Origin of the sequence: Streptomyces sp. NPDC101165 (genome assembly GCF_044768135.1) — a bacterium.
Classification (GTDB): Bacteria; Actinomycetota; Actinomycetes; order Streptomycetales; family Streptomycetaceae; genus Streptomyces.
Genome location: NZ_JBIWPG010000004.1, coordinates 125,083 through 149,552, shown reverse-complemented (window position 1 = coordinate 149,552; position 24,470 = coordinate 125,083). Strand labels below are relative to the sequence as shown.

General features: G+C 69.6%; 19 protein-coding genes. 10 read left to right on the top strand and 9 right to left on the bottom strand.

The genetic code is table 11. The features are described 5' to 3' along the window. Positions 1-155: 155 nt before the first annotated feature. The 4 genes from ACIRVH_RS09795 to ACIRVH_RS09780 are packed head-to-tail and all read left to right on the top strand — an operon-like array spanning position 156 to position 4,559. Positions 156-1,232 carry a hypothetical protein gene (locus ACIRVH_RS09795; protein ID WP_403950259.1) on the top strand — a complete coding sequence of 359 codons (1,077 nt, stop codon included), beginning with the start codon at positions 156-158 and terminating at the stop codon, positions 1,230-1,232. A gap of 15 nt (positions 1,233-1,247) precedes the next feature. Then, positions 1,248-2,417 carry a toxic anion resistance protein gene (locus tag ACIRVH_RS09790; protein WP_403950257.1) on the top strand — a complete coding sequence of 390 codons (1,170 nt, stop codon included), beginning with the start codon at positions 1,248-1,250 and terminating at the stop codon, positions 2,415-2,417. Further along, positions 2,414-3,958 carry a substrate-binding domain-containing protein gene (locus tag ACIRVH_RS09785; RefSeq protein WP_403950254.1) on the top strand — a complete coding sequence of 515 codons (1,545 nt, stop codon included), beginning with the start codon at positions 2,414-2,416 and terminating at the stop codon, positions 3,956-3,958. The genes ACIRVH_RS09790 and ACIRVH_RS09785 overlap by 4 nt, the downstream gene beginning before the upstream one ends. After that, positions 3,945-4,559, top strand: coding sequence for a hypothetical protein (locus ACIRVH_RS09780; RefSeq protein WP_403950252.1), 615 nt, complete (start codon positions 3,945-3,947; stop codon positions 4,557-4,559). Before ACIRVH_RS09785 ends, ACIRVH_RS09780 begins: the two co-directional genes overlap by 14 nt. Before the next feature lies 1 nt (position 4,560). Here the strand turns inward: ACIRVH_RS09780 and ACIRVH_RS09775 are convergent, their stop codons facing one another. After that, the gene (locus ACIRVH_RS09775; protein ID WP_403950249.1) at positions 4,561-6,291 is read right to left on the bottom strand and encodes an Ig-like domain repeat protein; all 1,731 of its coding nucleotides are present in this window, start codon (positions 6,289-6,291) and stop codon (positions 4,561-4,563) included. A gap of 123 nt (positions 6,292-6,414) precedes the next feature. Continuing rightward, the gene (locus ACIRVH_RS09770) at positions 6,415-7,533 is read right to left on the bottom strand and encodes a glycosyltransferase (RefSeq protein WP_403950248.1); all 1,119 of its coding nucleotides are present in this window, start codon (positions 7,531-7,533) and stop codon (positions 6,415-6,417) included. A 234-nt stretch (positions 7,534-7,767) separates the two neighbouring features. Here ACIRVH_RS09770 and ACIRVH_RS09765 point away from each other — a divergent pair, with 234 nt between their 5' ends. Further along, positions 7,768-9,042 (top strand): glycosyltransferase, encoded by a 1,275-nt coding sequence (locus ACIRVH_RS09765; protein ID WP_403950245.1) that lies wholly within the window; start codon positions 7,768-7,770, stop codon positions 9,040-9,042. 184 nt (positions 9,043-9,226) lie between these two features. Here the strand turns inward: ACIRVH_RS09765 and ACIRVH_RS09760 are convergent, their stop codons facing one another. Continuing rightward, positions 9,227-9,763, bottom strand: a complete 537-nt coding sequence (locus ACIRVH_RS09760) for a hypothetical protein (protein ID WP_403950244.1) — start codon at positions 9,761-9,763, stop codon at positions 9,227-9,229. Positions 9,764-10,065: 302 nt separating this feature from the next. Beyond that, positions 10,066-10,965, bottom strand: a complete 900-nt coding sequence (gene rfbA, locus ACIRVH_RS09755; protein ID WP_403950241.1) for a glucose-1-phosphate thymidylyltransferase RfbA — start codon at positions 10,963-10,965, stop codon at positions 10,066-10,068. A 100-nt stretch (positions 10,966-11,065) separates the two neighbouring features. Here rfbA and ACIRVH_RS09750 point away from each other — a divergent pair, with 100 nt between their 5' ends. Beyond that, complete coding sequence (locus ACIRVH_RS09750) at positions 11,066-11,857, top strand: DUF6445 family protein (RefSeq protein ID WP_403950238.1); 792 nt, start codon at positions 11,066-11,068, stop codon at positions 11,855-11,857. Positions 11,858-11,992: 135 nt separating this feature from the next. Here ACIRVH_RS09750 and ACIRVH_RS09745 read toward each other — a convergent pair whose 3' ends face one another. Beyond that, entirely contained in the window at positions 11,993-13,816 is a 1,824-nt protein-coding gene (locus ACIRVH_RS09745; protein WP_403950236.1) for a phosphoenolpyruvate carboxykinase (GTP), read from the bottom strand. Positions 13,817-14,097: 281 nt separating this feature from the next. Here ACIRVH_RS09745 and ACIRVH_RS09740 point away from each other — a divergent pair, with 281 nt between their 5' ends. The 4 genes from ACIRVH_RS09740 to ACIRVH_RS09725 all read left to right on the top strand — a co-directional run bounded on the left by ACIRVH_RS09740 (position 14,098) and on the right by ACIRVH_RS09725 (position 17,886). Continuing rightward, the gene (locus ACIRVH_RS09740; RefSeq protein ID WP_403950234.1) at positions 14,098-14,811 is read left to right on the top strand and encodes a hemolysin III family protein; all 714 of its coding nucleotides are present in this window, start codon (positions 14,098-14,100) and stop codon (positions 14,809-14,811) included. A 112-nt stretch (positions 14,812-14,923) separates the two neighbouring features. Beyond that, positions 14,924-16,492, top strand: a complete 1,569-nt coding sequence (locus ACIRVH_RS09735) for an MFS transporter (RefSeq protein ID WP_403950231.1) — start codon at positions 14,924-14,926, stop codon at positions 16,490-16,492. Then, positions 16,489-17,130 (top strand): TetR/AcrR family transcriptional regulator, encoded by a 642-nt coding sequence (locus ACIRVH_RS09730; protein ID WP_403950228.1) that lies wholly within the window; start codon positions 16,489-16,491, stop codon positions 17,128-17,130. The genes ACIRVH_RS09735 and ACIRVH_RS09730 overlap by 4 nt, the downstream gene beginning before the upstream one ends. A gap of 33 nt (positions 17,131-17,163) precedes the next feature. Then, entirely contained in the window at positions 17,164-17,886 is a 723-nt protein-coding gene (locus ACIRVH_RS09725) for a Mut7-C RNAse domain-containing protein (protein ID WP_403950226.1), read from the top strand. Here ACIRVH_RS09725 and ACIRVH_RS09720 read toward each other — a convergent pair. From ACIRVH_RS09720 to ACIRVH_RS09705, 4 genes are read right to left on the bottom strand one after another with little or no spacing between them, the layout of a single operon-like run. Continuing rightward, positions 17,883-20,285, bottom strand: coding sequence for a galactose oxidase-like domain-containing protein (locus ACIRVH_RS09720; protein ID WP_403950225.1), 2,403 nt, complete (start codon positions 20,283-20,285; stop codon positions 17,883-17,885). The genes ACIRVH_RS09725 and ACIRVH_RS09720 overlap by 4 nt on opposite strands. Beyond that, positions 20,282-21,463, bottom strand: coding sequence for a glycosyltransferase (locus ACIRVH_RS09715; protein ID WP_403950222.1), 1,182 nt, complete (start codon positions 21,461-21,463; stop codon positions 20,282-20,284). The genes ACIRVH_RS09720 and ACIRVH_RS09715 overlap by 4 nt, the downstream gene beginning before the upstream one ends. Continuing rightward, positions 21,460-23,112 (bottom strand): ArnT family glycosyltransferase, encoded by a 1,653-nt coding sequence (locus ACIRVH_RS09710; RefSeq protein WP_403950219.1) that lies wholly within the window; start codon positions 23,110-23,112, stop codon positions 21,460-21,462. The genes ACIRVH_RS09715 and ACIRVH_RS09710 overlap by 4 nt, the downstream gene beginning before the upstream one ends. Then, on the bottom strand, positions 23,109-24,377 hold the full coding sequence (locus tag ACIRVH_RS09705; protein WP_403950216.1) for a glycosyltransferase: 1,269 nt from the start codon (positions 24,375-24,377) through the stop codon (positions 23,109-23,111). Before ACIRVH_RS09705 ends, ACIRVH_RS09710 begins: the two co-directional genes overlap by 4 nt. Positions 24,378-24,470: the final 93 nt, after the last annotated feature.

Below are 24,470 nucleotides of genomic sequence, written 5' to 3'. Positions count from 1 at the left end.
CGGGCTGTTCTTGATTGCTCGCGCCCACGCGGCGGAGCCGCAAATCGACACAGCCCTGCGCCCCTGGGGGGCGTTGCAGTGCCGGGGCCGGTATGTCACCCCCCGTTCACCGCCCGCAGCGGGGAATGTTGGGTTCCGCGAGCACAGTCCCCGGCGTGAGACGTATCGCGGGAATCGTCCTCGCGGTTCTGCTGATCGGTGGCGTGGTGGCCGCCGTCGTCGCGGGCCGGCATGGAGAGGACAAGGGCACGGCAACGAAGACCGTGCGAGGAGTGATCGGATCGGAGAAGGCCGACTTCTTCGCCGATCCCGACGTGGTGAAGGCCCTCGCCGCCAAGGGCTACACCGTGAAGACGGAGGCGTCGGGGTCCTGGGCCATGGAGGGCCTGGACCTGAAGGGGTACGACTTCGCCTTCCCGTCCAGCCAGGCACCCGCCGACCAGCTGGCCGCCAAGCACCACGTGCAGGAGCCGCTGCCCCGGCCGTTCTACTCGCCCCTCGTGGTCGTGGCCCACCGCAGTGCCGCCGACGTGCTGGCGGCAAACGGCCTCGCCACGCTCGACGGGAAGAACCGGGGCACGCTGAAGATGGCCGCCTACCTGGACGCGGCCCGGCACAACCGGACCTGGCAGCAGCTCAAGGGCGCCGCCGGTCACGGGGAGCTGACCGGCACGCTGTACATCGCGAGCACCGACCCCGAGTCCTCCAACTCGGGCGCGCTGTACCTCGCCGCCGCCTCCTACGTCGCGAACGGCGGCAAGGTGACCGCGAACAAGGCCGACATCGACCGCACCGCACCCCTGCTGCACCAGCTGATCAGCGTCCAGGGTGCCCAGCAGTCCAGCACGGACGCGGTGTTCCGGGACTTCATCAGCGGCGCCGGGAACCCGCTGGTGCTCGGGTACGAGTCGCAGGTCGCCTCGCTGCTCGCGGAGCAGCACACCGTGGACGACCTCGTGGTGCTCTACCCGGACACCACGGTCAACAGCGACCACACCGTCGTACCGCTCGACGCGAACGGCCGCGCGCTCGGGGAACTCCTCAGCACCGACCCGACCCTGCGGGGGCTCGCCGTACGGCACGGCTTCCGGCCGCAGGGCGACGCCGCCGAGTTCGTCGCGGCCACCGCGGACCGCGCCGCCTATCTGAACCAGAAGCTGACCGGCGTCCGGCAGGCGCCCGTGCCCACCTCCGCGGTGCTGCACGAGATGGCCCGCCGGGCGCGCGGATGACGGGGGGATCGTCACATGACCGGTAACGACAACGAGTTCACACTCACACCGCCCGAGGCCGTCACGCCCGTGCCGCGGGACAAGGCCGGTGGGCTGGTGCCCGTCGAGGACGGTGTGCGCACCGACATGGCGCGCAAGGCCGCCGCCTACGTCGAGGGGCTCGCCTCGCTCGACGCCCGCTCGCCCGAGTTCGCCGGCAAGGTCGGCGAGATCACCGCCCTCGGCGCAGGCGACATGCGCACCGCCGCCGCGCAGTCCAACCGCATGCTGGAGCGGACCGTGCGCAGCCTGCCCGACAAGGGCGGGGACGCCCAGACGAAGGTCGCCGGCTCGCTGGTGGAACTCCGCCGGGTCGTCGAGGACCTGGACCCGCGCGACCTGCCGGCGAACAAGGGCCGCAGGTTCCTCTCCAGGCTGCCCGGCGGCAACAAGCTGCGCGACCACGTCGCCAAGTACGCCTCCGCCCAGGGCACGTTGAACAGGATCGTCGGTTCGCTGCGCGGCGGGCAGGACGAACTGCGCCGGGACAACGCCGCGTTGCAGACCGAGCGGGTCCGGCTGTGGGAGACCATGGGCAAGCTCCAGGAGTACGTCGTCCTCACCGAGGCCCTGGACACCGCCGTCGAGGGACACATCGCCCAGGTCACCGATCCCCAGCAGGCCGACAGCCTGCGCGCCGACGTCCTCTTCCCGGTCCGGCAGAAGCACCAGGACCTGCTCACCCAGCTCGCGGTGTGCGCGCAGGGCTACCTCGCCATGGACGTCGTGCGCCGCAACAACGACGAACTGATCAAGGGCGTCGACCGGGCGGCCACCACCACCGTGTCGGCGCTGCGCATCTCCGTGATGCTGGCCTCCGCCCTCGACAGCCAGAAGAAGGTCGTCGAGCAGGTCAACGCGCTGCGCGGCACCACCGAGGACCTCATCCGGGCCAACGCCGACATGCTCAGCACGCAGAGCGGCGAGATCCAGCGCATCGCCGCCGACCCGGCCGTCGGTGCGGAGACGCTGCGCTCGGCGTTCCAGCAGATCTACCGCACCCTCGACGCCATCGACACCTACAAGGTGCAGGCCACCGAGGCGATGGCCGCCACCGTCCAGTCACTGACGGACGAACTGCAGGGCGCGAGCGCGTACCTGGAGCGCAGCCGGTCGCAGGGCGCGCTGGAGGGTGGACTCGCATGACCAGACGGACCTCGGGCCTCCTGGCCCTGCTCGCCACGACCGCCGCGCTCCTGACCGGCTGCACGAGCGAGGAGCACCAGGACGACTCCACCGCCCCGAAACCCGGCACCCTCCGGGTCCTCGCCTCCAGCGAGCTCAGCGACATGACCGCCGTCTTCGACCGCGTCCGCAAGGACACCGGCGTCACCGTCCGCCCCACCTACATGGGCACCCTGGACGCCATCGACCTGCTTGCCAAGGGCAGGGCGGACGGGGCGTACGACGCGCTGTGGCTGTCCTCGGACGACTACCTGCGGCTGCGCCCGGACGCGGCGAAGAAGGTGCTCTCCGAGACGCCGATCATGTCGAGCCCGGTCGCGATCGGCGTGCGGACGGCCACCGCGCAGGCCCTCGGCTGGAAGCCCGAGCAGGTCACCTGGTCGCAGATCGAGCAGGCCGTCCAGGACGGCAGGCTGACCTACGGCATGACGGACCCGGCCCGCTCCAACTCCGGTTTCTCCACGCTGATCTCGGTGGCGTCCGCGCTCTCCGGAGCCCAGTCGGCGCTCACGGACGCGGACGTGGCCAAGGCCACGCCGAGGCTGAAGGAGTTCTTCAAGGGCCAGAAGCTGACGTCGGGTTCGTCCGGCTGGCTGGCGACGGCGTACAAGCGGCGGGGCACCGTGGACGCCCTGCTCAACTACGAGTCCGTCCTCAAGGGCATCCCGGGCCTGACCGTGATCCGCCCCAAGGACGGTGTCGTCACCGCCGACTACCCGTTCTCCTCGCTCTCCGGGACCGACGCCCGCACCCGTGAGGACGTCCGCAAGGTGACACAGGACCTGCGCACCGACGCCGTGCAGAAGCTGATCACCGACACCACCCGCCGCCGTCCGGTCGTCGCCTCCGTGCCGCCCGCCGCCGGTCTGGACACCAGCCGGCGGCACGAACTGCCGTTCCCCGGCAGCCGTTCCGTCGCCGACGGGCTCCTCGACTCCTACGAGAACGAGCTGCGCCGCCCCTCGCGCACCGTGTACGTCCTCGACACCTCGGGCTCGATGGAGGGCGGCCGGCTGGACGCGTTGAAGAAGGCGCTCACCGGCCTGACCGGCGACTTCCGTGACCGCGAGGAGGTCACGCTGATGCCGTTCGGCTCGGACGTGAAGAACGTGCGGACCCACGTGGTGGACCCCAAGGACCCGAAGGCCGGCCTGGACGCCATCCGCAGGGACACCGACGCACTCGAAGCCGACGGCAACACCGCGATCTACACCTCGCTGGAGAAGGCGTACGACCATCTCGGTGCCGACCGTGACACGTTCACCTCGATCGTGCTGATGACCGACGGCGAGAACACCACCGGCGCCGAGGCGGGGGACTTCGACGGCTTCTACCGCCGGCTCACCGGCACCCGGCGGGACACCCCCGTCTTCCCGATCCTCTTCGGCGACTCCGACCGCTCCGAGCTGGCCCACATCGCCGACCTGACCGGCGGCCGCCTCTTCGACGCCCGGAACGGCTCGCTGGACGGCGCCTTCGAGGAGATCCGTGGCTACCAGTAAGGTCCTCGGCTGTCTCGAGTCCCGCAAGAACCTCACCGGCGGCGCCCTGGGCCTGGTCGGCCTGGTGCTGACCTTCACCGGGGTCGCGGGCCCGTACTGGCCCGTCGTGGTGGCCGGGCTCTACGGCGCGGGCGCGCTGATCGCCCCGCCGGAGCGGCCGGCCCCGCCCGCCTTCCCGGACCCGTCGGCCCAGCTCGACGCGGTGCGTGAGGACTTCGCGAAGCTCAGCGGCTATCTCTCCGACGTCGACCTGCCGCCCACCCCCGCCGCCCGGCTCGCCGAGCTGGCCGACCTGCTGACCGCGCTGCTGGAGCCGGGCTGGGTCGCCGAGGCACTCGCCCAGGACCCCGAGGGCGTGCACGCCGTCTCCCGGGCGGTGCGGCAGGACATCCCCGAGGCCGTCGACGCGTTCGTCCGCACCCGCTGGTGGACCCGGCTGACGCCGGGCACCGCGCCGCCCGAGCTCCACCTCGAACTGCAGCTCTCCCTGCTGCGCGAGGAGGCCGAGCGGCTAGCGGCGGGCCTGCGTGACGCGGAGGCCCGCCGCCAGGAGACCCACACCCGGTACCTGGAGGGCCGGGGCGGGACGGGGAACGGCTGACTCAGCGCCTGACGAACACCGTCGCCGACGCTGTCGTTCCCTCGTGCAGATCGTCACCCGGCCAGCTGACCGTGTAGGTCGCCTCGCGCCGGGTGCGCGGCAGGTCGTCGATGGTGAACGTGCCGTCGGCGGCGACGGTCACCGACGACAGGGTGCCCGTGCCGAGGCGGTCCGTGCGCTTCACGGTGAGCGTGGCCCGCTCGGGGAGGGCCTTGCCCTGTGCGGTGAACGTACCGGTGATGTGGACACCGCCGCTCGTCGTGGCCTCGGCCGGGGCGGTGAGGGCGATCGAGCTGGGCGCCTTGCCGACGGTCACGGTGTGGGTGACGTCGGTGGCGGGGCGGTGGGTCAGGTCGCCGAGGAAGGACACGGTGTACGTGGCCGCACCGACCAGGTCGGGTTCGTCGAGGACGGCGAAGGTGCCGTCGTCCTTGACGGTCGCGGTGCCGAGCTGGTGGGTGCCGGTCGCGTCCTTGCGCACGGCGGTCACCTTGAGCGGCTGGGCCGGCGTGGGCCCGTCCCACTCCAGCCGGCCGCGCACGGCCAGCGGTTCGCCCACGACCGCCTGGGCGGGGCTGTGGGTGAGGTCGCCGGTGATCCGGGTGTCGTACTGGACGGCGGGCGGCTGGATGACGTGCAGCCAGTACTCCGTGCCGCCGGCGCTCTGGGTGATCGCGAAGAGGCGCGCACCGTCCTGGGACCAGGCCAGGCCCCGCGGGGTGACCGAGGCACCGTCGAGGCTGCCCTCGAAGGCGAACTCCAGCGGCGGCGTGGCGTCGGTCGGGTCGGCGCTCTGCACCAGCAGGTCGGGGGTGCTGCCGGTGGCCTCGGCGCCACGGGCGACGTACTTCCCGTCGCCGCTGAAGGCGACCGCGGTGGCCTTGGCACCGTCGGGCAGCGCCGGGTACTGGTTCGGCGCGTCCGACAGGTCGCCGGCGTTCAGCAGTCTGGTGCCTGCGGCGGCATCGGCCACGGCGACCTTGCCGCCGTCCGCGCTCGCCGCCATGTCCTTCAGGTCGAGGGCGCCCTTGCCGTCGGTGCCCGCGAACCGGCGGGAGGCGTCCCGCACCGGGGTGGTGCCGCTGACGTCGAACGAGGCGAGGAACGGGTCCGCGGCGCCGCTCTCCTTGGGCTGCCCCATGAGGAGACGGTTCTGCCCACGGGCGCCCGGGGCCAGCTGGAGCCGGCCGACGTCGTTCCAGCCGGTCCGCGAGACCGTGCCGGCGGTGAGCGTGTCGAGGCTCGTCGAGGCCGTGGCGCACTGGTAGCTCTGGAAGGTGTACGCGTCGGTGCTCCACACCGTGCCGCCGGCGAAGGCGAGTTGGCGGCCGCAGGTGTCGTAGGCGGCGCCGTACGCGCCGTTCTGCTGGAGCGTGCCGGTGTCGTAGGTGACGACCCGGCCGCGCTCACCGACGTACAGCGTCGTGGAGTCGTCGCCGAGCGCCAGGCCCGAGACCGAGTTCGGGTGCTGGAGCGAGGTGACCTTCTGTCCCTCGAAGTTGTAGACCAGCACGGTGCCGTCGCTCTGGCCCTCGTGCTGGTCGGCGATGTAGACGCGCTGGTGCACCGAGTCGACCGCCAGGCCCGAGTACGTCGAGATCGGCAGCTTGGCCACGGCGTCCGAGGCCGCCGCCTGTGCCGCGGGCGCGGCGGCGACGGTCAGTCCGGTCCCGGCGAGTACGGCGGTGAGCAGCGTCGCCGCGAGACGTCTGGATCGGTGTGCAGTATTCAACTGTGCCCCCCACAGGCTTGGTTGGGCACCTCACCGGTGCCGGTGAGACGCCTGTAGAGCCCATGAAACAGGTGTGAAGATCCCGTGGGCAAGGAGGGCGCGCGTGGGACCGGGCGCCCTGGCTCAGGCTCCTGCAAGCTCCTTCGAGCCGAGCTCGCGATGTGCGACCTCCAGGTTCCGTGTCACCCGGTCGCGCTCGTCGGCGGGCAGTGCGTCCCCCGCGAGCAGGCGTTCACAGCACCGTTTCGCCTCCTCGTGCTCCCCGACCCAGTAGGCGGACACCGCGAGTTCGTCGAGTGCCCGCCACTCGTACCAGGCGGATTCGACGAACAGATGGTCGCCGCTCGGATACGGCAACTGCACCGCCTGGCGCGCGAACAGGTGGGCGAGCGGCCAGCGCTGCCCGTGGAGACGGCACCAGCGGGCGAGTTCACCGAGCGCCTCGGCGCGCGTGGGGCGGCTCCTGTGTGCGCCGAGAAAGCGGTCCATCACCTCGGTCGGCTCTCGTCCCAGCCTTTCGGCGATCTGCGCGGCGAACTGGCGGGAGCAGAAGACCTCCTCGTCCCCGCCGCCCATACCCGCCCGGCGGTCGTAGGTTTCGAGCGCCTTTTCCAACTCACCGGCGCTGCGCCAGCTCTGAGCGAGGTAGAACACATAGCGCGCATTGTCGGGCTCCTCGATCAGGCCCTGCTGGAGAATCTCGGCGTCTGCCAGGTACTTGTCCCGCGCGCTTTTTCCCCTGCCCCGTCCCCCGCCGCCCACGACGACGATCGTGGCGCCTTCCAGCATCCCGATGGTGTGCCGCGAACCGCATTCGAGGTACTCGTGCAGGACGCCGACGTACCGCCACGGCAACCGGGTCGAGACCAGGGCGCGGCGCCGGTACTTGTAGGACCCGCTCCTGATGCCGACCCGGTAGGCGTCGAGAGTCAGCCCCGGCAGCCGAGCGCCGGGCGGTACGTCCATCACGTCGTCGGCGTCCATGAAGAGCAGGTAGTCCGCGGTGCCGCGGGCGAGTTCGATCGCCTCGGTGCGGCTGCCGTCGAACCCCTTCCAGGGCCGTTCGTACAGTTCGCCGGGCAGGTCGCCGTAGACGTCGCGGATGATGTCCTGCGTGCCGTCGGTGGATCCGGTGTCCACGATGACCCATCTGTCGATCAAGGTCCGTACGGATTCCAGGCAACGCCGGATCACCGGGGCTTCGTCCTTGACGATCATGTTCAGACAGATCGTTGACTTCACGGGTCCCATTCCAACTCGGCTGCGGCGCAAAGGCGATGCGTGACCGTATCCGGCCCCTCTGCGCCATGCAAAGAGGCTGGCCCGACACCATCCGTTTCCGACTCGTGCATTCGAGTGGATTGCATCCCCGCCCGAGAGGCCGATTCGGTTTTGCCGAAGGGAATTCGGCAGGATCGGCGCCAAGGACCCTCCGAACAAGTTCGCACCCATCCAGAGCCATGCAGGGAGCAGCAGATGACGTCGACGGCGACACCGAGGTTCTCGGTCTTCACCCCCAGCCACCGGCCCCGCTTCCTCGACGACTGTCTGGCGACCCTGCAGGCGCAGACCTGTGCGGACTGGGAGTGGATCGTCCTGCTCAACAACGGCGCCCGATGGCGGCCGGAACGACCCGACGAGCGGGTGCGGGTGGAGATCGCGGACGACGTCCAGGGGGTCGGAGCGGCGAAGCGCCGGGCCTGTGAACTGGCGCGCGGCGAGATCCTCGTGGAGCTCGACCACGACGACCTGCTGGCGAAGGCGTGCCTGGCGGAGCTCGGCAAGGCGTTCGACGCGCATCCCGAGGTCGTCTTCGCCTACAGCAACACCGCGCAGATCACCGAGGACGGCAAGCGGGACGACTCCCGCTTCAACGAGGCCCACGGCTGGCACTACAACGAGGTGCGCGTCGACGGCCGCAGGCTGCTCCAGTCGCAGGCCATGGCGCCGACGCCGCACAATGTCGCCTACATCTGGTACGCGCCCAACCATGTACGGGCGTTCCGCAGGAAGTCCTACGAACAGGCCGGCGGGTACGACCCCGCCCGTACGGTCCTGGACGACCAGGACCTGATGTGCCGCCTGTTCCACATCGGCGACTTCCACCACGTCGACCGCTGCCTGTACCTCCAGCGGATGCACCCCGAGAACACCCAGCGCGACCCGGAGATCAACGCGCAGATCCAGCGCGAGACGGTCGCCCTGTACGACCGGTACATCGAGGCCAACGCCCTGGCCTGGACCGGTCGGCGGGGACTGCTCGCGCTGGACCTCGGCGCGGCCCACCGCAAGCCGCCCGGCTATGTGGGCGTGGACCAGTACCCCGGTACGGGCGTCGACATCGTCGCCACCCTGCCCGGGCAGCTCGACCTGCCCGACAACTCGGTCGGCCTGATGCGGGCGGTGGACTTCCTGGAGCATGTGCCAGCGAAGGTGCCGCTGATCAACGAGCTGTACCGGCTGCTGGCTCCCGGCGGCATGCTCCTGAGCATGACGCCCAGCTCCGACGGCCGCGGCGCCTACCAGGACCCGACGCATGTCGCCTACTACAACGAGAACTCGTTCTGGTACTACACGGACAACCAGTACCGCGCCTTCGTGCCGGAGATCGAGGCGAGGTTCCAGAGCTCACGGCTGGTCACCTGCTATCCGACCGAGTGGCACTCGCAGAACGACATCTCGTACGTGGTCGCGAACCTCATCGCGATGAAGGAAGGCGCCGCGCGGTGCGGCGGTCCGCTGCTGGTCTAGGCCGGTGCCGCGGTGGCGCCCCGCGGGACTGCCGCATAGTTCTCCACGCTTCTCACTGCCCGGCATTCGACACCGGGTTCTGAATGCCGATGGTGCCCGCGAGGCCGCAGCCCCGGGGGCACCATCGCCCACGTCCGGACGAAACGAACGGACGGACGGCAGAGAACCGCCATTTGCGTGGGAGTTACGGCGTTTGATCGACGCAGATCACGTAGACGTCGAGCGGGGTTCCCGTGCCGGTCTTGGTTGCCTGCCACCCAGTGGCCTGGCTACCCACGGCACCGATCGGTGTGCTCGAGCCGGGGGATCCGTTGCCCGCATTGAATCCACCGCCGGTGGCGAAGTCACCGGTGTCACAGTTGACTGCCACAACAGTGCCCGAGTCGATGTGAGCAGTCTTGATGTAGGTGCGACTGAACGAACCGGTCGCACCCTGCGCGCCCTGGAAGCCCTGGAAGCCCTGGTAGCCCCGCGGGCCCCGGTCACCCTGGAAGCCCTGCGCACCCTGCGCACCCTGCGGGCCCGGCTTACCAGGCTTGCCCGGCTTACCAGGCTTGCCCTGGTGACCCTGAGGGCCCCGGTCGCCACCCTTGCCGTTGTCGCCACCGTGCAGGCCGGGGACCGTGTAGGGAACAGCACCGGCGGTGCTGGACCTGTGGATCGCGTCGGCGATGGCCGCCGCGTTCGGCGCGACGTTGAACACCACCCCGAGAGCACCCACCGTCACCAGCGTGGCGGACCTCAGGTTTGAAATTCGCATATTTCTACGACTCAAGAGAACCTTCCTCAAGAACTGGGAGGGAGTCAAACCGCGAGCGCGCACACTCGGTGCGATGCATACGCATGCGGATCGCGTCGCCTATGGCGACGAACAAATCCATTCTTAAGCGATCGGCATATGAAATGGATACGGCCCACCCGCCACCCCGGGCGAGATCACCCATGCGGCCCCAAATGCATCGCAGAAACGATTCTGCGTCATCGGGCGGAAGAATGAACAACGTTCTCGTGGCACGAGATGCTCTAGAACCGGCTTCTCTGCGGCACGACGAGCTGCCGTGCGTCCTCCAGCAGCCCGAGCAGATAGTGCCCGTATCCGCTCCCGAGCAGCGGCTGGGCCAGTTCCCGGAGCCGGTCGTCGTCGATCAGACCGGCCCGCCAGGCCGCCTCCTCAATGCAGCCGATCTTGAAGCCCTGCCGCTCCTCGATCACCCGTACGAACTCCGAGGCCTGCACCATGGCGGTGAAGGTTCCGGTGTCGAGCCACGCGGTTCCCCGGTCCAGCCGGGTGACATGCAGCGCCCCGGCCTCCAGGTACACACGGTTGAGGTCGGTGATCTCCAGCTCGCCCCTGGCGCTGGGCCGCAGGCCGCAGGCGATGTCCACGGCGTGGTTGTCGTAGAAGTACAGTCCGGGCACGGCGTACCGGGACCTCGGCCGGGACGGCTTCTCCTCGATGGACAGGGCTCGGCCCCGGTCGTCGAACTCCACCACCCCGTACGCCGAAGGGTTGGCGACCGGGTAGGCGAACACCCTCCCGCCGACCAGATCGTCATGGCGGGCCAGTCGGGTGCCGAGGCCGCTCCCGTGAAAGATGTTGTCGCCCAGAATCAGGGCGACCGACTCGTCGCCGATGAAGTCGGCGCCCAGCACCAGAGCCTGAGCAATTCCCTCGGGGCGCTCCTGCGCCAGATATTCGAGGCGCAGACCGAGTTGACCGCCGTCCCCCAGCAACCGGCGGAAGTGGCACTGGTCTTCGGGAGTGGTGATGACCAGAATCTCCCGGACGCCCGCCATCACCAGTGTGGAAAGCGGGTAATAAACCATGGGCTTGTCGAAGACGGGCAGCAATTGCTTCGACACCGAGCGGGTCAACGGCCACAGCCTCGAACCGGTGCCTCCGGCCAACAGAAGTCCACGCATGACGGCACCATAGATTAATTGCCCACGAATACCGCGAAACAGGCCCGGTGCACGCGTAATCTTCGAGCGTCAATCAGCGTACGGCGAAGGAAGTCCGGCCATGGCGTTCAACCCGGGAGAGCAGGTCAACTTCGGCGGTGAGGTGGCCGTCGTGCTGGAGGACCGCGGTGACGGCGGCTATCTGATCTCCAGCGGTCCGGCGGAGCTGCCGATGATGGTCCCCGCCGACATCCTCGTGGCCGCGCGGCGCAAGCCCGCCGCAAAGCGGCTGTTCACCCCCACCGCACCGCACCTGCTCTCCGTGGACGACTTCCTCGACGACCCGGACGAGGTGCGCAGGATCGCGCTCAACGCCAAGTACCACACCGATCTGGCGTACTTCAAAGGTCTGCGCAGTGACCACCGCTTCCTCTGGCCCGGCCTGCGCGAGGAGTTCTCGCGGCTGCTCGGCACCCCGGTCACCGAATGGCTCGGCCACAACGCGAACGGCGTCTTCCAGCAGACCGCGCACGACGACCCGCTGGTCTGGCACCACGACTCGCAGAGCTACGCCGCTGCGATCTATCTGAACCCGGACCCGCCTGCCGGTGCCGGCACCAGCTTCTGGCGCGACCGGACCCACGGCTGCCGGCGCGCGCCCGACCACCCGAGGGAGAGGGCGCGCCTCGGCAGCCCCGAGGCCGTCGAGACGGCGCGCTCGGTCGTCTACGACCCGTACAACATCCAGCACGAGGACAACTGGGAGCTGGTCGAGTCGATCTCCGGCCAGTACAACCGGCTGGTGATCTGGGACGCGAAGCTGATGCACTCGGCCACGTCGTACGAGCATTTCGCCGGGGAGCACGGCACCCACCGCCTGGTGCAGCTGTTCTTCTTCGACATCAGCGTCTGAGGGATGCCGTAATCCACGAAGGCCGGGGCCCCGCACGCCGTTGTGCGGGGCCCCGGCTCGGGTTGTCACCACGGCCGGCCGTGACGATCGCTGGTCAGGGCATCCCAACCGGCCGTGGAGTCTTGTCGGCGGGTCTCAGCCCAGGCGCTCGACCAGCGCGCGGTACTGGTCCCACAGCTCCTTCGGCGTGTGGTCGCCGAAGGTGTTGAGGTGCTCGGGGACGAGGGCCGCCTCCTCGCGCCAGATCTCCTTGTCGACCGTGAGCAGGAAGTCCAGGTCGGACTCGGCCAGCTCCAGGCCGTTCGTGTCCAGCGCCTCCCGGGTCGGCAGGACGCCGATCGGGGTCTCGACGCCCTCGGCCTTGCCGTTCAGGCGCTCCACGATCCACTTCAGGACGCGGCTGTTCTCACCGAAGCCCGGCCAGACGAACTTGCCCTCGTCGTTCTTCCGGAACCAGTTGACGTAGTAGATCTTCGGCAGCTTGGACTGGTCCTTGTCCTTGGCCACGTCGACCCAGTGGGCCATGTAGTCGCCCATGTTGTAGCCGCAGAACGGCAGCATCGCGAACGGGTCGCGGCGCAGCTCGCCGACCTTGCCCTCGGCCGCGGCGGTCTTCTCGGAGGCCACGTTGGCGCCGAGGAAGACGCCGTGGTTCCAGTCGAAGGACTCCGTCACCAGCGGCACCGCGGTGGCGCGGCGGCCGCCGAAGAGGATCGCCGAGATCGGCACACCCTTCGGGTCCTCCCACTCCGGCGCGATGATCGGGCACTGGGAGGCCGGGACGGTGAAGCGGGCGTTCGGGTGGGCGGCCGGGGTCTCGGACGCCGGCGTCCAGTCGTTGCCCTTCCAGTCGGTCAGGTGGGCCGGGGACTCCTCGGTCATGCCCTCCCACCAGACGTCGCCGTCGTCGGTGAGCGCGACGTTCGTGAAGACCGCGTTGCCCCACAGCGTCTTCATCGCGTTGGCGTTGGTGTGCTCACCGGTGCCGGGCGCGACGCCGAAGAAACCGGCCTCGGGGTTGATCGCGTACAGCTGGCCGTCCTCGCCGAACCGCATCCAGGCGATGTCGTCGCCGATGGTCTCCACGGTCCAGCCGGAGATCGTGGGCTCCAGCATGGCGAGGTTGGTCTTGCCGCACGCGCTCGGGAAGGCGGCGGCGACGTACTTGGACTCGCCCTGCGGCGGGGTGAGCTTGAGGATCAGCATGTGCTCGGCCAGCCAGCCCTCGTCACGGGCCATGACGGAGGCGATGCGCAGGGCGTAGCACTTCTTGCCGAGCAGCGCGTTGCCGCCGTAGCCGGAGCCGTACGACCAGATCTCGCGGCTCTCCGGGAAGTGGGAGATGTACTTGGTCTGGTTGCAGGGCCACGGGACGTCCGCCTCGCCGGCCGCCAGCGGGGCGCCGAGCGAGTGGACGGCCTTGACGAAGAAGCCGCTGTCGCCCAGCTCGTCCAGGACGGCCTGGCCCATACGCGTCATCGTGCGCATGGAAACGGCGACGTAGGCGGAGTCGGTGATCTCCACGCCGATCGCGGACAGCGGGGAGCCGAGGGGGCCCATGCAGAACGGGACGACGTACATCGTCCGGCCCTTCATCGAGCCGCGGAACAGGCCCTTCTCACCGGCGAAGATCTCCCGCATCTCGGCGGGGGCCTTCCAGTGGTTGGTCGGGCCGGCGTCCTCCTCCTTCTCCGAGCAGATGAAGGTCCGGTCCTCGACGCGCGCGACGTCGGTCGGGTCGGAGGCAGCGTAGTAGGAGTGCGGGCGCTTGATCGGGTCGAGCTTCTTGAAAGTCCCCTTGCCGACGAGCTCCTCGCTGAGGCGCTCGTACTCGGCCTCGGATCCGTCACACCAGACCACGTTGTCCGGCTGGGTCAGTTCGACGATCTCGTTGACCCACGAGATCAGTTCCTGGTGGTTGGTGGGGATGACGGTGGGAGCCGCGATGTCGCGCGCCACGATTGCTCCTAATTGAGGGATTTTTTTGTCTTATCGCCCCGTGGGGGCTGCGACCCGGACGCTTCGTAGCTGCTCATCCGGTGCCGACCGCACTCATTTGATCATCCGATTCTAGTGCCCATCTGTCCAGAGGGCATCACAGGTGAGCAACGTGAGGAATCCCACGGTTTCCGTGATTCTTTGCGTGCACGTGGAGTTCAACGGAAGGACTTTTTGCGTTACGGCCACTCACGAGGGCGCGCTGACACGCGACTTACGGCTCCGTAGGTACCATGCCCCGCATGACTGCGCCCGTCCCCGACGCGCCCACGGACTCGCCGGCCGCCGGCCACGGTCCCACCGCGCTCTCTTTGCCGCATCCGGTCAAGCCCAGGCTCCGCGGCTGGCTGCACCTCGGCATGTTCCCGGCCGTACTCATCGCGGGGCTGGTGCTCACCGCCCTCGCCGACTCCACCAGAGGCCGCATCGCCTGCGGGATCTACGTCCTGACGGCATGCCTGCTCTTCGGCGTCAGCGCCCTGTACCACCGGGGCAACTGGAGCCCCCGGATGGACGGCGTCCTGCGCCGCCTCGACCACGCCAACATCTTCCTGATCATCGCGGGCACCTACACCCCGCTGACCATGCTGCTGCTGCCCAGCGCCAAGGGCCAGTGGCTGCTGTGGGGCATCTGGGCCGCGGCCGCCGCGGGCATCGTCTTCCGCGTCTTCTGGGTCGGCGCCCCACGCTGGCTCTACACCCCCTGCTACATCGCGATGGGCTGGGCGGCCGTCTTCTTCCTGCCCGACTTCATGCGCACCGGTGGCATCGCCGTCCTGGTCCTGGTGATCGTCGGCGGCCTCCTCTACAGCGCGGGCGGCGTGATCTACGGCATCAAGCGCCCGAACCCCTCACCGCGCTGGTTCGGCTTCCACGAGGTCTTCCACTCCTTCACCCTCGCCGCGTTCGTCGTCCACTACGTGGGCATCTCGCTGGTGGCGTACCAGCACTCGTAACCCTTTCGAGCAGCCTCTCTCCGGCCACGGCGCACCCGCCGTGGCCGTTTTTCATGCCCTGACAGAGCAGCCCTATTGACGACCACCATCTTTTGAGGGTTACTCTCATTTCATGGTTGCTGTCACCCAGACCGATGAGACGCGGCACGACCCCCGCCGCTGGTGGGCCCTCGGGGCTCTGGTCGCGAGCATGCTCACGCTCGGCTTCGACATGACGATCCTCAACGTGGCGTTGCCGACCATGGCGCAGCAGCTCGGCGCCACCACCGGCCAGCAGCAGTGGATGGCGGACGCGTACGTCGTCGTGTTCGCCGCGCTGATGCTCCCGGCCGGACTGCTCGGTGACCGGTTCGGACGGCGGCGGATGCTGATCACCGGACTCGGGATCTTCCTGGCCGGCTCCCTCATGGGTGCCCTGGCCGGGGACGTGAACTGGGTGATCGCCGCCCGCACCGTCATGGGCGTCGGCGCCGCGCTGATCACGCCGCTGGCGATGTCCGTGCTGCCGTCCCTGTTCACGCCCGACGAGCAGGGCAAGGCCCTCGGCCTCGTCTCCACCGGCTCGGCGCTGGGCCTGCCGCTGGGCCCGATCATCGGCGGCTGGCTGCTCGACCACTTCTGGTGGGGCTCGGTCTTCCTGATCAACATCCCGATGGTCGCGCTCGGCATCCTCGCCTGCGTCCTGCTGCTGCCCGAGACCCGCGATCCGGCCTCCCCCGTGGTCGACGCCCTCTCCACCGTGTTCACCACCGCCGGGCTCGGCGCCCTCATCTACGCGATCATCGAGGCCCCCGACCGCGGCTGGGGCGACCCGCTGATCCTCGCCGTGTTCGCGGGAGCCGCGGTCCTGGTCACCGGACTGGTGCTGCGCTCGCGCCGGGTCCGGCGCCCGATGCTGGACATGACCCTGCTCGCCCAGCGCGGCTTCCTGCTCAACACCGTCGCCGCGACCCTGGTGATGTTCGTGCTGTCCGGGCTGATGTTCGTGCTGCCGCCCTATCTCCAGGCCGTCCTCGGCAACGACACCCTCGGCACCGGCGTCCGGATGCTGCCGATGGTCCTCGGCCTGTCCGTCTCCGCGAAGCTCGCTCCCCCGCTCGCCGTCCGCTTCGGGTCGCGCGCCACGGTCAGCGCCGGCCTGGTGGTACTGGCCTTCGCCGCCCTGCTCGGCAGCCGTACGACGGCCGACTCGGGCTACGGCTTCACCGCCCTGTGGCTCACCATCGCCGGACTCGGCTTCGGCTGCGCGCTCGTACCGTCCATGACCGGCGCCCTCGCGACCCTGCCCCGCGACCGGGCCGGCAGCGGCTCCGGACTGCTGATGACCCTGCGCCAGGTCGGCTCCGCGATCGGCATCGCCCTGCTCGGCAGCCTGCTGGCCAACGTCTTCCGCGACCGGCTCGATGTGACCGGCCTGCCCGCACCGGCGGCCCACACGGCCGGGGACTCGGTGGTCGCCGCGCATCTGATCGCCGAGAAGACGGGCTCCGCCCACCTCGCCGCCTCCGCGAACGGCGCGTACGTCCACGGCATGGGCGTGGTCCTGCTGGTGTGCGGCGGTGCCGCCCTGGTCTCCGCGCTGCTGGCGGCGGCGTTCCTGCCGAACACCCCGGCCGCGCGGCGCACGGAACGCGAGCAGGTCCCGGCCGTGGCCGCCCCCGCGGGAGATGCCGGACAATGACGGGCATGACGGCCGCTCACTCCCCCGCCTCCGCCGCCGACCGCCCCCGCCTCGGTCTGCGCGAACGCAAGAAGATCAAGACCCGTGAGGCGATCCGTGCGGCGACGTACGCCCTGGTCGAGGAGCAGGGGTACGACGCCACGACGATCGACCAGATCGCCGACCGGGCGGAGGTGTCGCCGTCGACCGTCTTCCGCTACTTCCCCACCAAGGAGGACATCGTCCTCACGGACGAGTACGACCCGTTCATCCTGGAGGAGATCAGGCAGCGGCCCGCCGAGGAACCCTGGGCGGACACCATCCGCCACGTGCTGCGGCGGGCCGTCCGGCTGGCCGTCGACGAGGACCAGCGGATCCTGCAGCTGCGGACGCACCTGATGGTCCAGGTCCCCGCGGTGCGCTCGCGCATGATGGAGAGCATGTCGGTGACCGGCCACATGCTCTGCCAGGCCATCGGCGAGCGCACCGGCCGCGATCCGGAGAGCCTGGAGGTGCGGGTCTACGCCATGTCGCTGATCGGCGGCCTGATGGAGACGTCCATGTACTGGGCCGAGCACGGCCAGCGGGACGACTTCGAGAGCCTCGTCGACCGCACCCTGAACGTCCTCGAACACGGCCTTCCCACCGAAAAACCCTGAGGTCCCGGCCCGGCCCCGTGCCATCCTGACGATGTGAACGGACCCGAGATCCACGTCGAAGTCGCCTCCGCCCTGCACCTGTTCGTGCCGCCCGTGCGGCGGGTGGGCGCCACCGCCCTGGGCACGGACGGCGTCTCGACCCTCGGCCATGTGGTGGAGTCCCTCGGGATCCCGCTGACGGAGGTCGGCGCCCTGGTGGTGGACGGCCGCGAGGTGCCGCCGTCGCACATCCCGGCGGCGGACGAGCGCGTCTCGGTCCGCGCCGTGCAACGCCCCCAGCAGGTCCCCGGCGCCCCTCTCCGCTTCCTCCTCGACGTCCACCTCGGCACCCTCGCCCGCCGGCTGCGGCTGCTCGGCGTGGACACGGCGTACGAGTCGACCGACATCGGCGACCCGGCGCTGGCCTCCCGCTCGGCCGCGGAGAAGCGGGTCATGCTCAGCCGCGACCGGGGCCTGCTGCGCCGCCGCGAGCTGTGGGCCGGGGCGTACATCTACAGCACCCGCCCCGACGACCAGCTGCAGGACGTCCTCGACCGCTTCGCCCCGGACCTCCGCCCCTGGACCCGCTGCACCGCCTGCAACGGCCTGCTGAAAGAGGCCACCAAGGAAGAACTGGCCGACCGTCTCAAGGGCGGCACGCAGCGCTCGTACGACGTCTTCGCCCAGTGCACGGAATGCGGCCGCGCCTACTGGAAGGGCGCGCACCACGACCAGCTGGAAGCCATCGTTGAGCGCGCCCTCGCCGACCGGGGCTAGGCCCTGCGGGTGTCTCCCTTCCCGCAGGCCACGCCGTCCCTGTTGCGGTCGAGACCCAGCGGGTCGTCACCGCCGTTGACCTCGAGGCGGCCGTAGTGGTTCTGCTTCAGCCAGGTGCAGCGGGCGGCGGTCGTCTTCTTCACCTGGGGCGGGAAGACCGTCGGTACGCACACGTTGACCGAGCCGTAGTGCCGGTCGCAGCCGGAGATCGTCGGGCTGATCTTCTGCGACGTCCGCTTCCTGCCCGGCCCGGAGACCTTGCCCGACAGCGAGTCGGCGAAGGAGTGGACGTGCGGGGAGGCGGCCGAGGCGCTGAGCGCGGCCGGCCCCTGCAGATGCACCCACCTGGCCACCGACGGCACCCCGTTGGCGTCCACCGCGAAGAGCATGTACCAGCCGGGCGGGGCCAGGTTGGGGTTGCTCGTCACGTTCAGGTCGACATTGTTGCCGTCGACGGACAGCGGCAGGTCGACGAAGCGCTGGTTCGGGTCGGAGGAGTGGGTGACCGCGGCCGGGCGGATCAGCTCGGCCTTGGCGATGGGCCGGTCGACCGTGATCCGCTGGGTGTCGCCGTACTTCCACTCCTGGTTGATCACCGAGGTGATCGTCGGGCGGGTGCCCTTGTAGAGGTAGGGCGGGGTGTAGATCGACACGTTGTGGTTCCAGGTGCCGTTGCCCGGGTTGTCACCGGTGGACATCACCCGGCCGTCGGGCAGCAGGAACGCGGAGGAGTGGTAGCCGCGGGACTCGGGGTCGGCGGCGACAGCCTCGAACCGGTTGGTGGCCGGGTCGTAGATCGAGGACTCGTACACCGGATTGGCCCGGTTGTGCAGGGCGCCGCCCGTCTCCAGCACCTTGCCGTCGGGCAGCAGGACAGCGGAGACGTACATCTTGCCCTGATTGCCCGTCTCGGCGACCTTTCCGTTGCCGAGGTCCACCGCGCCCTGCGGGATCGGCGGGCCGGCGACGTACGACGGGTTCGCCTGCTTGAGGTCGATCAGGTCGGTGAGGCGGTTGGCGTCGGGGTTGGAGTCGATGTTGCCGCCGCCGATGGTGAGGACCTTCTGGTCCTGCGCCGGGGGCAGCAGCACGCTCGCCGACTGGTCCCGCTCGTCCTTGTTCTGCAGCCCCGGGATCTGGGTGACCGTGTTGGCGTCGTAGTCGTAGACCGCCGAGCCGGTGCCGGGGATGTTGTTGCCGAAGACATGGCTGCCCGTGTAGAAGAGGCGGCCGTCCTGCATGAGGACCATCGACGGGTACAGACCCCAGTACGACCAGGTCTGGTTGACCTTCCACAGCGGCAGCCACTGCTGGTCCTTGTCCGACCAGCGCTCCGCGGTCACCGATCCGCTGGAGTCCTCGCGCAGACCGCCGAAGGAGATGACGTCACCGTTGCCCAGCTCGGTCGCCGACGGGTACCAGTGGCCGTCGTTGAGGTCGTTGGTCTTGCTGTAGGTCTCGGTCTGCGGGTCGAAGATGTACGAGTCCTTGAAGCCCTCGTACCCGTGCCCGCCGGGCACCGGGTAGGCCTTGTTGCCGCTCATGACGAGGACCCGCCCGTCCTGGAGCTGCACATGGCCCGCGCAGAACATGTCCTTGGGCGTCGGGATGACCTTGTAGGTGCCGCCCGCCGGGTCGTACACCGCCGAGGTGAAGGTGCCCGCGTTGAAGTTCTCCTCGCTGTTGCCGGAGCCGGCGATCAGCAGCACCTTGCCGTTGTTGAGGACGACGGAGTGCATGGAGCGGACCGGGTTCTGCGTCGGCAGCACGGACCAGCTTCCGTTGGCGCAGATCTGCTTCGTGGCCGTGCACGACGGAGGCGGGACCGTGTCCGGGACCTGGTCCATGGTGTAGTCGTCGGTGGTCGCCGAACCGGTGCCGTAGACCGACACCCCCCAGGTGATGCGGTCGGTGCCGGCCGGGACCCCCGGCGTGCGGACCGTGGCCCGGGTCCAGCTCGACGCCATGTCCAGCGTCTTGAGGTCGGTCCAGTACTGCCAGCCGGCGGTGCTGTCGTGCCGGAACAGGGTGACGTTGGCGTCGGGCGTGGTGGTCTTGTACCAGAGCCCGAGGTCGTACTGCTTGCCGACGGTCACCACCGGCGCGCACGCGGTGGACTCGGTGATCAGCGCCTTGCGGTCGCCGTCCACCCGGCGGGTCAGCGTGACCTTCATGGCCTTGGCACCGGAGTGCGCGTCGGACGTGGTCTGGAAGCTGAAGTCGTTGTCGCCCCAGCCGGACTTCTCCCAGCAGTACGGCATGTCGTCCGTGCCGGCGGTCTCGAAGCCCGGGTTCTTGACCAGGTTGGCGGCCACGGCGCTCTGTGGCGAGGTGAGGAGCAGACCGGCGGTCAGGGCCCCCACCCCGACCAGCGCGGTCCGTCTGCGGTGTTTGTTCACACGGCTCTCCTTGGGGTTGTACGGTCCCCCCGCCGGCGCGGGAGATAGACCAGCGCTTCGGTCCCGACGAAGCGCAGGACGAACGTCGTCACCAGTGCGAGCGCGGTGGCGGACAGCGCACCCATCCCGAACCGGTCGACGAGCAGCGCGATCAGCGGGATGCGCAGCACCAGGTCCGCGTTGGCGAGCAGTGCGAACCGGCCGAGCCGGTCCCACCAGCGGCGGTGCGCGCGCCGGTCGCGGAACAGCAGCTGCTCGATGAGCAGGAAGTTCCAGGCGACGCCGAGCTGGTTGGCGAGGATCTCGGCGGGGACGTAGTGCAGGCCGAGCACGGTCAGCGCCCACAGTCCGACCAGGTTCGGCACGAAGCCGCTCGCCCCGATCAGTCCGAAGCCCACCATGCGGGCGACCGGCGAGGCGGTGCGCAGCCCGAGCAGGTGGCGCAGGAAGCGGAAGCCCTCCTGCGCGGTCGACTTGGACTCGCCCGCGAACCGGTCCTGGAAGACGAACGGCACCTCGGCGACCTGCCGGGGGCGGCTGCGTACGGCCAGCTCCAGGAGGATCTTGTAGCCGAGCGGCTTGAGCACGTCGGCGGTGACCGCGCTGCGCCGGATGGCGAAGAAGCCGCTCATCGGGTCGCTGATGCCGTGCAGGCGGCGCGGGAACAGCGCCTTGGTCAGCCAGGTCGCACCGCGCGAGACGGCCACCCGGTAGCTGCCGGCGAGTCCGGCCCGGCTGCCGCCCTTGATGTACCGGGAGGCGACGACGAGCCCGGCGTTCGTCCGCTCGCCGGTGGCCACCAGCTCCGGCACGAGGGAGGGGGGATGCTGGCAGTCGCCGTCCATGACGACGATCCAGTCCGAGGACGCCGCCTTCAGCCCCTCGACCACCGCACCGCCGAGCCCGCCGACCGGCTCCTCGCGGTGCAGCACGGCCACCGGGAACGGGCAGTCCTGCGCCGCAGCGCGGATCACCTCGGGGGTGTCGTCGGTGGAGTCGTCCACGAAGACGACTTCGCAGGGCAGCCGCGCGGGCACCGACTCGGTGATCCGGTGCAGCAACTGCCGTATGTTCGCGGACTCGTTGAAGGTCGGTACGACGATGGTGACGGCACCGGGCTCGGCGACTTCCGCCGCGTCCAGGCCCTCGGCGGGAACCGCGTACTCGTGGCTGCTCATCGCGCGCCTCCCGCGGCTGCCGTCCGGATCTGCCGGATCTCGATGCGGTCGGGTCCGGTGCCGAAGGTGGCGACCGGCTCGGAGTGCTGGATGGCGGCCTTGACGTTGGGCAGGTCCTTGGCGTCGCGGCGGACGGTCGGCGAGGCGACGACGTAGTCGATGTCCCGCCAGCCGTGCGGCATGGTCTTGGTGACGGCCGGGTCGAGGTCGGCCTTGTAGAACCAGATCGCGCCGAGCCCGGGCCGGTACCCGGCGTGCACGAGGTCCAGCCAGAGGGCGTCGTCGACCAGGACCCGGGTGGCCTTCGGGTGCTCGACCTTGGTGCTGAGCCAGGCGGAGGCCTGCCGGTAGGGCCTGTTGGCGTCCGCGGTGAGGGCGGTGCGGTCGCCGTCGTACCAGTGCGGTACCACGAAGACGCCGGCGGCGAGGGCCAGCACGGCGGCCAGCGCGTACCGGCCGCCGGTGACGTACCGGTTCTCGCCGTCGGCGCGCCGACGGCGCACGACCGCGTGGGTGACGGAGGCGGCGCCGCCGGCCAGGACCAGGGCGAGGAAGGGCAGCGCGCCGATGATGTACATGGCGGGCAGATAGCCGCCCGGGCGCAGCGCCACGGCGGCCAGGATCGCCACGGTCAGGGCCGGTCCGGCGAGGGCACGGGCGGTCACCGACCAGCGCCAGGTGACGATCAGCAGCAGGGCTCCGGCGAGGCCGCCGAGGGGCAGCACCCGGTCGTAGTACAGCCAGGAGTGCAGGACGCCGTAGGAGCCGGAGGAGGTGTCCAGGATGAAGCCCGAACCGGGCCTGGACATCTGGTACTTGATGCCGTCCCAGAGCGAGACGTGCCCGCTGCCCGGGAACAGCTCGCCCTTCAGCAGGGCGAAGAGCGGGTAGGAGAAGCCGATCAGGGCGCAGGCGGTGACGGCTCCGGTGAGGGCGAACTTGCGGGTGTCGCGGTGGCTGTGCCGCCACATGGTGACGAACAGGGCGGGCAGGACGACGAGCATCGTCTCCTTGGTGAGCACGCCCGCGGCGGCCGCGAGGCCCGCACCGAAGTGGTGCCACAGGTGCCTGCTGGGCGAGGCGGCCAGGCAGAACGCCAGCAGCAGCCACATCACGGCGATGTTGTCGAGGAAGATCTCGCGCTGGAGCACGACGGCCAGCGGGGAGAGCCCGAAGAGGGCCATGCCGAGCCCGGCGGCCCAGCGGGGCAGGGAGAGCCTGCGGCCGAGGACGTAGACCAGCACCGCGCTGATGCCGCTGATCACCAGCATGGCGATCCGCATGGAGCCGACGGTCATCGAGCCGGGGCTGATCGCCGAGGGTATCCAGGTGAGCAGGGCTATCTGGAGCCAGCCGAGCGGCGGGTGGTCGTACCAGTAGGTGTAGTGGGCCAGGCCCTTGCCCTGCTGGACGGCCCAGGCCTGGGCGAGGTAGGTGCCCTCGTCGTCGCTGAGGGTCGGATAGTCGGCGATGTTCCAGCCCTGGACGACGAGGATCGCCACGAGCAGAAGACCGCACAGCAGCAGGTCGGAGCGGGAGGCGCGGAGTCGCTCCGGCGGGCTTGTTCGGCTGGTCGAACGCTCATCAGGCGCAGGCTTGCGCTGCGCGGGGACCGTCGGAGTGGTCACCGCGGGAAGAGTGGAGGTCACGCAGGAACGTCCTCTCGGATCGGCTCGGCCGCGGTGAGGTGCGCGCCGACGTGCGTGGTCAACTCCCAGTCGTTCCGGCCGCGGTGCTCGCGCCACACGGCGCGGATCGCGGCTCCGGCGAGGAGGACCTGGTAGAAGGGGCCACCCACGACGAGCTTCACGTAGTGGACGAAGCGGACCCGGAGCCCGTACTGCTTGCCGAAGTCGTGCAGTCCGACCACCTCGAAGACGAAGGTGACGGCGGCGGTGACCAGCGGCAGGAAGGTGAGGAAGGCGACCCCGACGGGCACGTCGAGGAAGAGCGCGACGGCCGCGTTCACCGGGATGATCACACCGGAGAAGGCCTGCAGGAACGGCGTCATCAGCGTGTACCGGGCGAGCAACCGCTGACGCAGAGCGGGCAGTTGCTTCCAGTCCTGCTTCCGGTAGACCTGCAGGAAGCCCTGGTTCCAGCGGGTGCGCTGCTTCAGCAGCGACATCAGCGAGCCGGGGGTCTCCTCACGGGTGACCATGTCGGAGTCGTAGGCGACGACGACCTTCTTGCCGACGCTGGACAGGCGAACCCCCAGGTCGCAGTCCTCGGCGAGGCAGTTGGGGTCCCAGCCGTCCGCTTCCCTGAGGACGTCGGTCCGTACGAAGACGGTGTTGCCGCCGAGCGGGATGAACCCCTTCTGCGCGTGCAGGTGCAGCCGGGAGCGGAACCAGAAGAAGTACTCCAGGCAGTTGCGCAGGCTGTACCAGTTGGAGTGGAAGTTGATGAGCTGGACGCCGCCCTGGACGACGTCCGCCTCCGTGGTCCGGAACGCGTGGTCGACGTGGGCGAGCAGCTCCGGGTGGACCTGGTCCTCGGCGTCGAAGACCCCGACGACGTCACCGCGGCAGTGCGGCAGCGCCGTGTTCATGGCCTTGGGCTTGTTCTTCTTCTCGTGCGTGTCGACGACGACACGGACACGCCGGTCGCGCTCGGCCGCCGCCCGGGCCACCTCGGTGGTCTCCGGGTCGTCGTGCCCGACGATCACGATGATCTCGAAGTCGGTGTGCGTGGACTCCAGCAGCCGCTGGATGGTGTGGTCGAGCACGGCCTGCTCGTGCCGGGCCGGCAGGAGCAGCGAGAAGGACAGGTGCTCTTCCCCGTCCGGTCTGCTGAATCGGGTGGAGGCGAGCACCTCGGGCGTGCGCCACGCGTGCATCTGCCACCACAGGGTGAAGGCGGCCATCCAAAACAGAGCAAGTGAAACGGCAGCAATAAAGACAGACGTCAGCAAAAAGATCCCCCCAGATCCCCAAAACCCCCTGTGCGCGCAACAGTCATTCACACCTGTCGCACCAATGCGGAGAGACTAGGGGGGATCTGTGAA

Coding starts and splice junctions, on each gene's coding strand:
- ACIRVH_RS09790 (WP_403950257.1), top strand. CDS start 1,248: ATGACCGGTAACGACAACGAGTTCACACTCACACCGCCCGAGGCCGTC.
- ACIRVH_RS09785 (WP_403950254.1), top strand. CDS start 2,414: ATGACCAGACGGACCTCGGGCCTCCTGGCCCTGCTCGCCACGACCGCC.
- ACIRVH_RS09765 (WP_403950245.1), top strand. CDS start 7,768: ATGACGTCGACGGCGACACCGAGGTTCTCGGTCTTCACCCCCAGCCAC.
- rfbA (WP_403950241.1), bottom strand. CDS start 10,965: ATGCGTGGACTTCTGTTGGCCGGAGGCACCGGTTCGAGGCTGTGGCCG.
- ACIRVH_RS09750 (WP_403950238.1), top strand. CDS start 11,066: ATGGCGTTCAACCCGGGAGAGCAGGTCAACTTCGGCGGTGAGGTGGCC.
- ACIRVH_RS09740 (WP_403950234.1), top strand. CDS start 14,098: ATGACTGCGCCCGTCCCCGACGCGCCCACGGACTCGCCGGCCGCCGGC.
- ACIRVH_RS09735 (WP_403950231.1), top strand. CDS start 14,924: ATGGTTGCTGTCACCCAGACCGATGAGACGCGGCACGACCCCCGCCGC.
- ACIRVH_RS09730 (WP_403950228.1), top strand. CDS start 16,489: ATGACGGGCATGACGGCCGCTCACTCCCCCGCCTCCGCCGCCGACCGC.
- ACIRVH_RS09715 (WP_403950222.1), bottom strand. CDS start 21,463: ATGAGCAGCCACGAGTACGCGGTTCCCGCCGAGGGCCTGGACGCGGCG.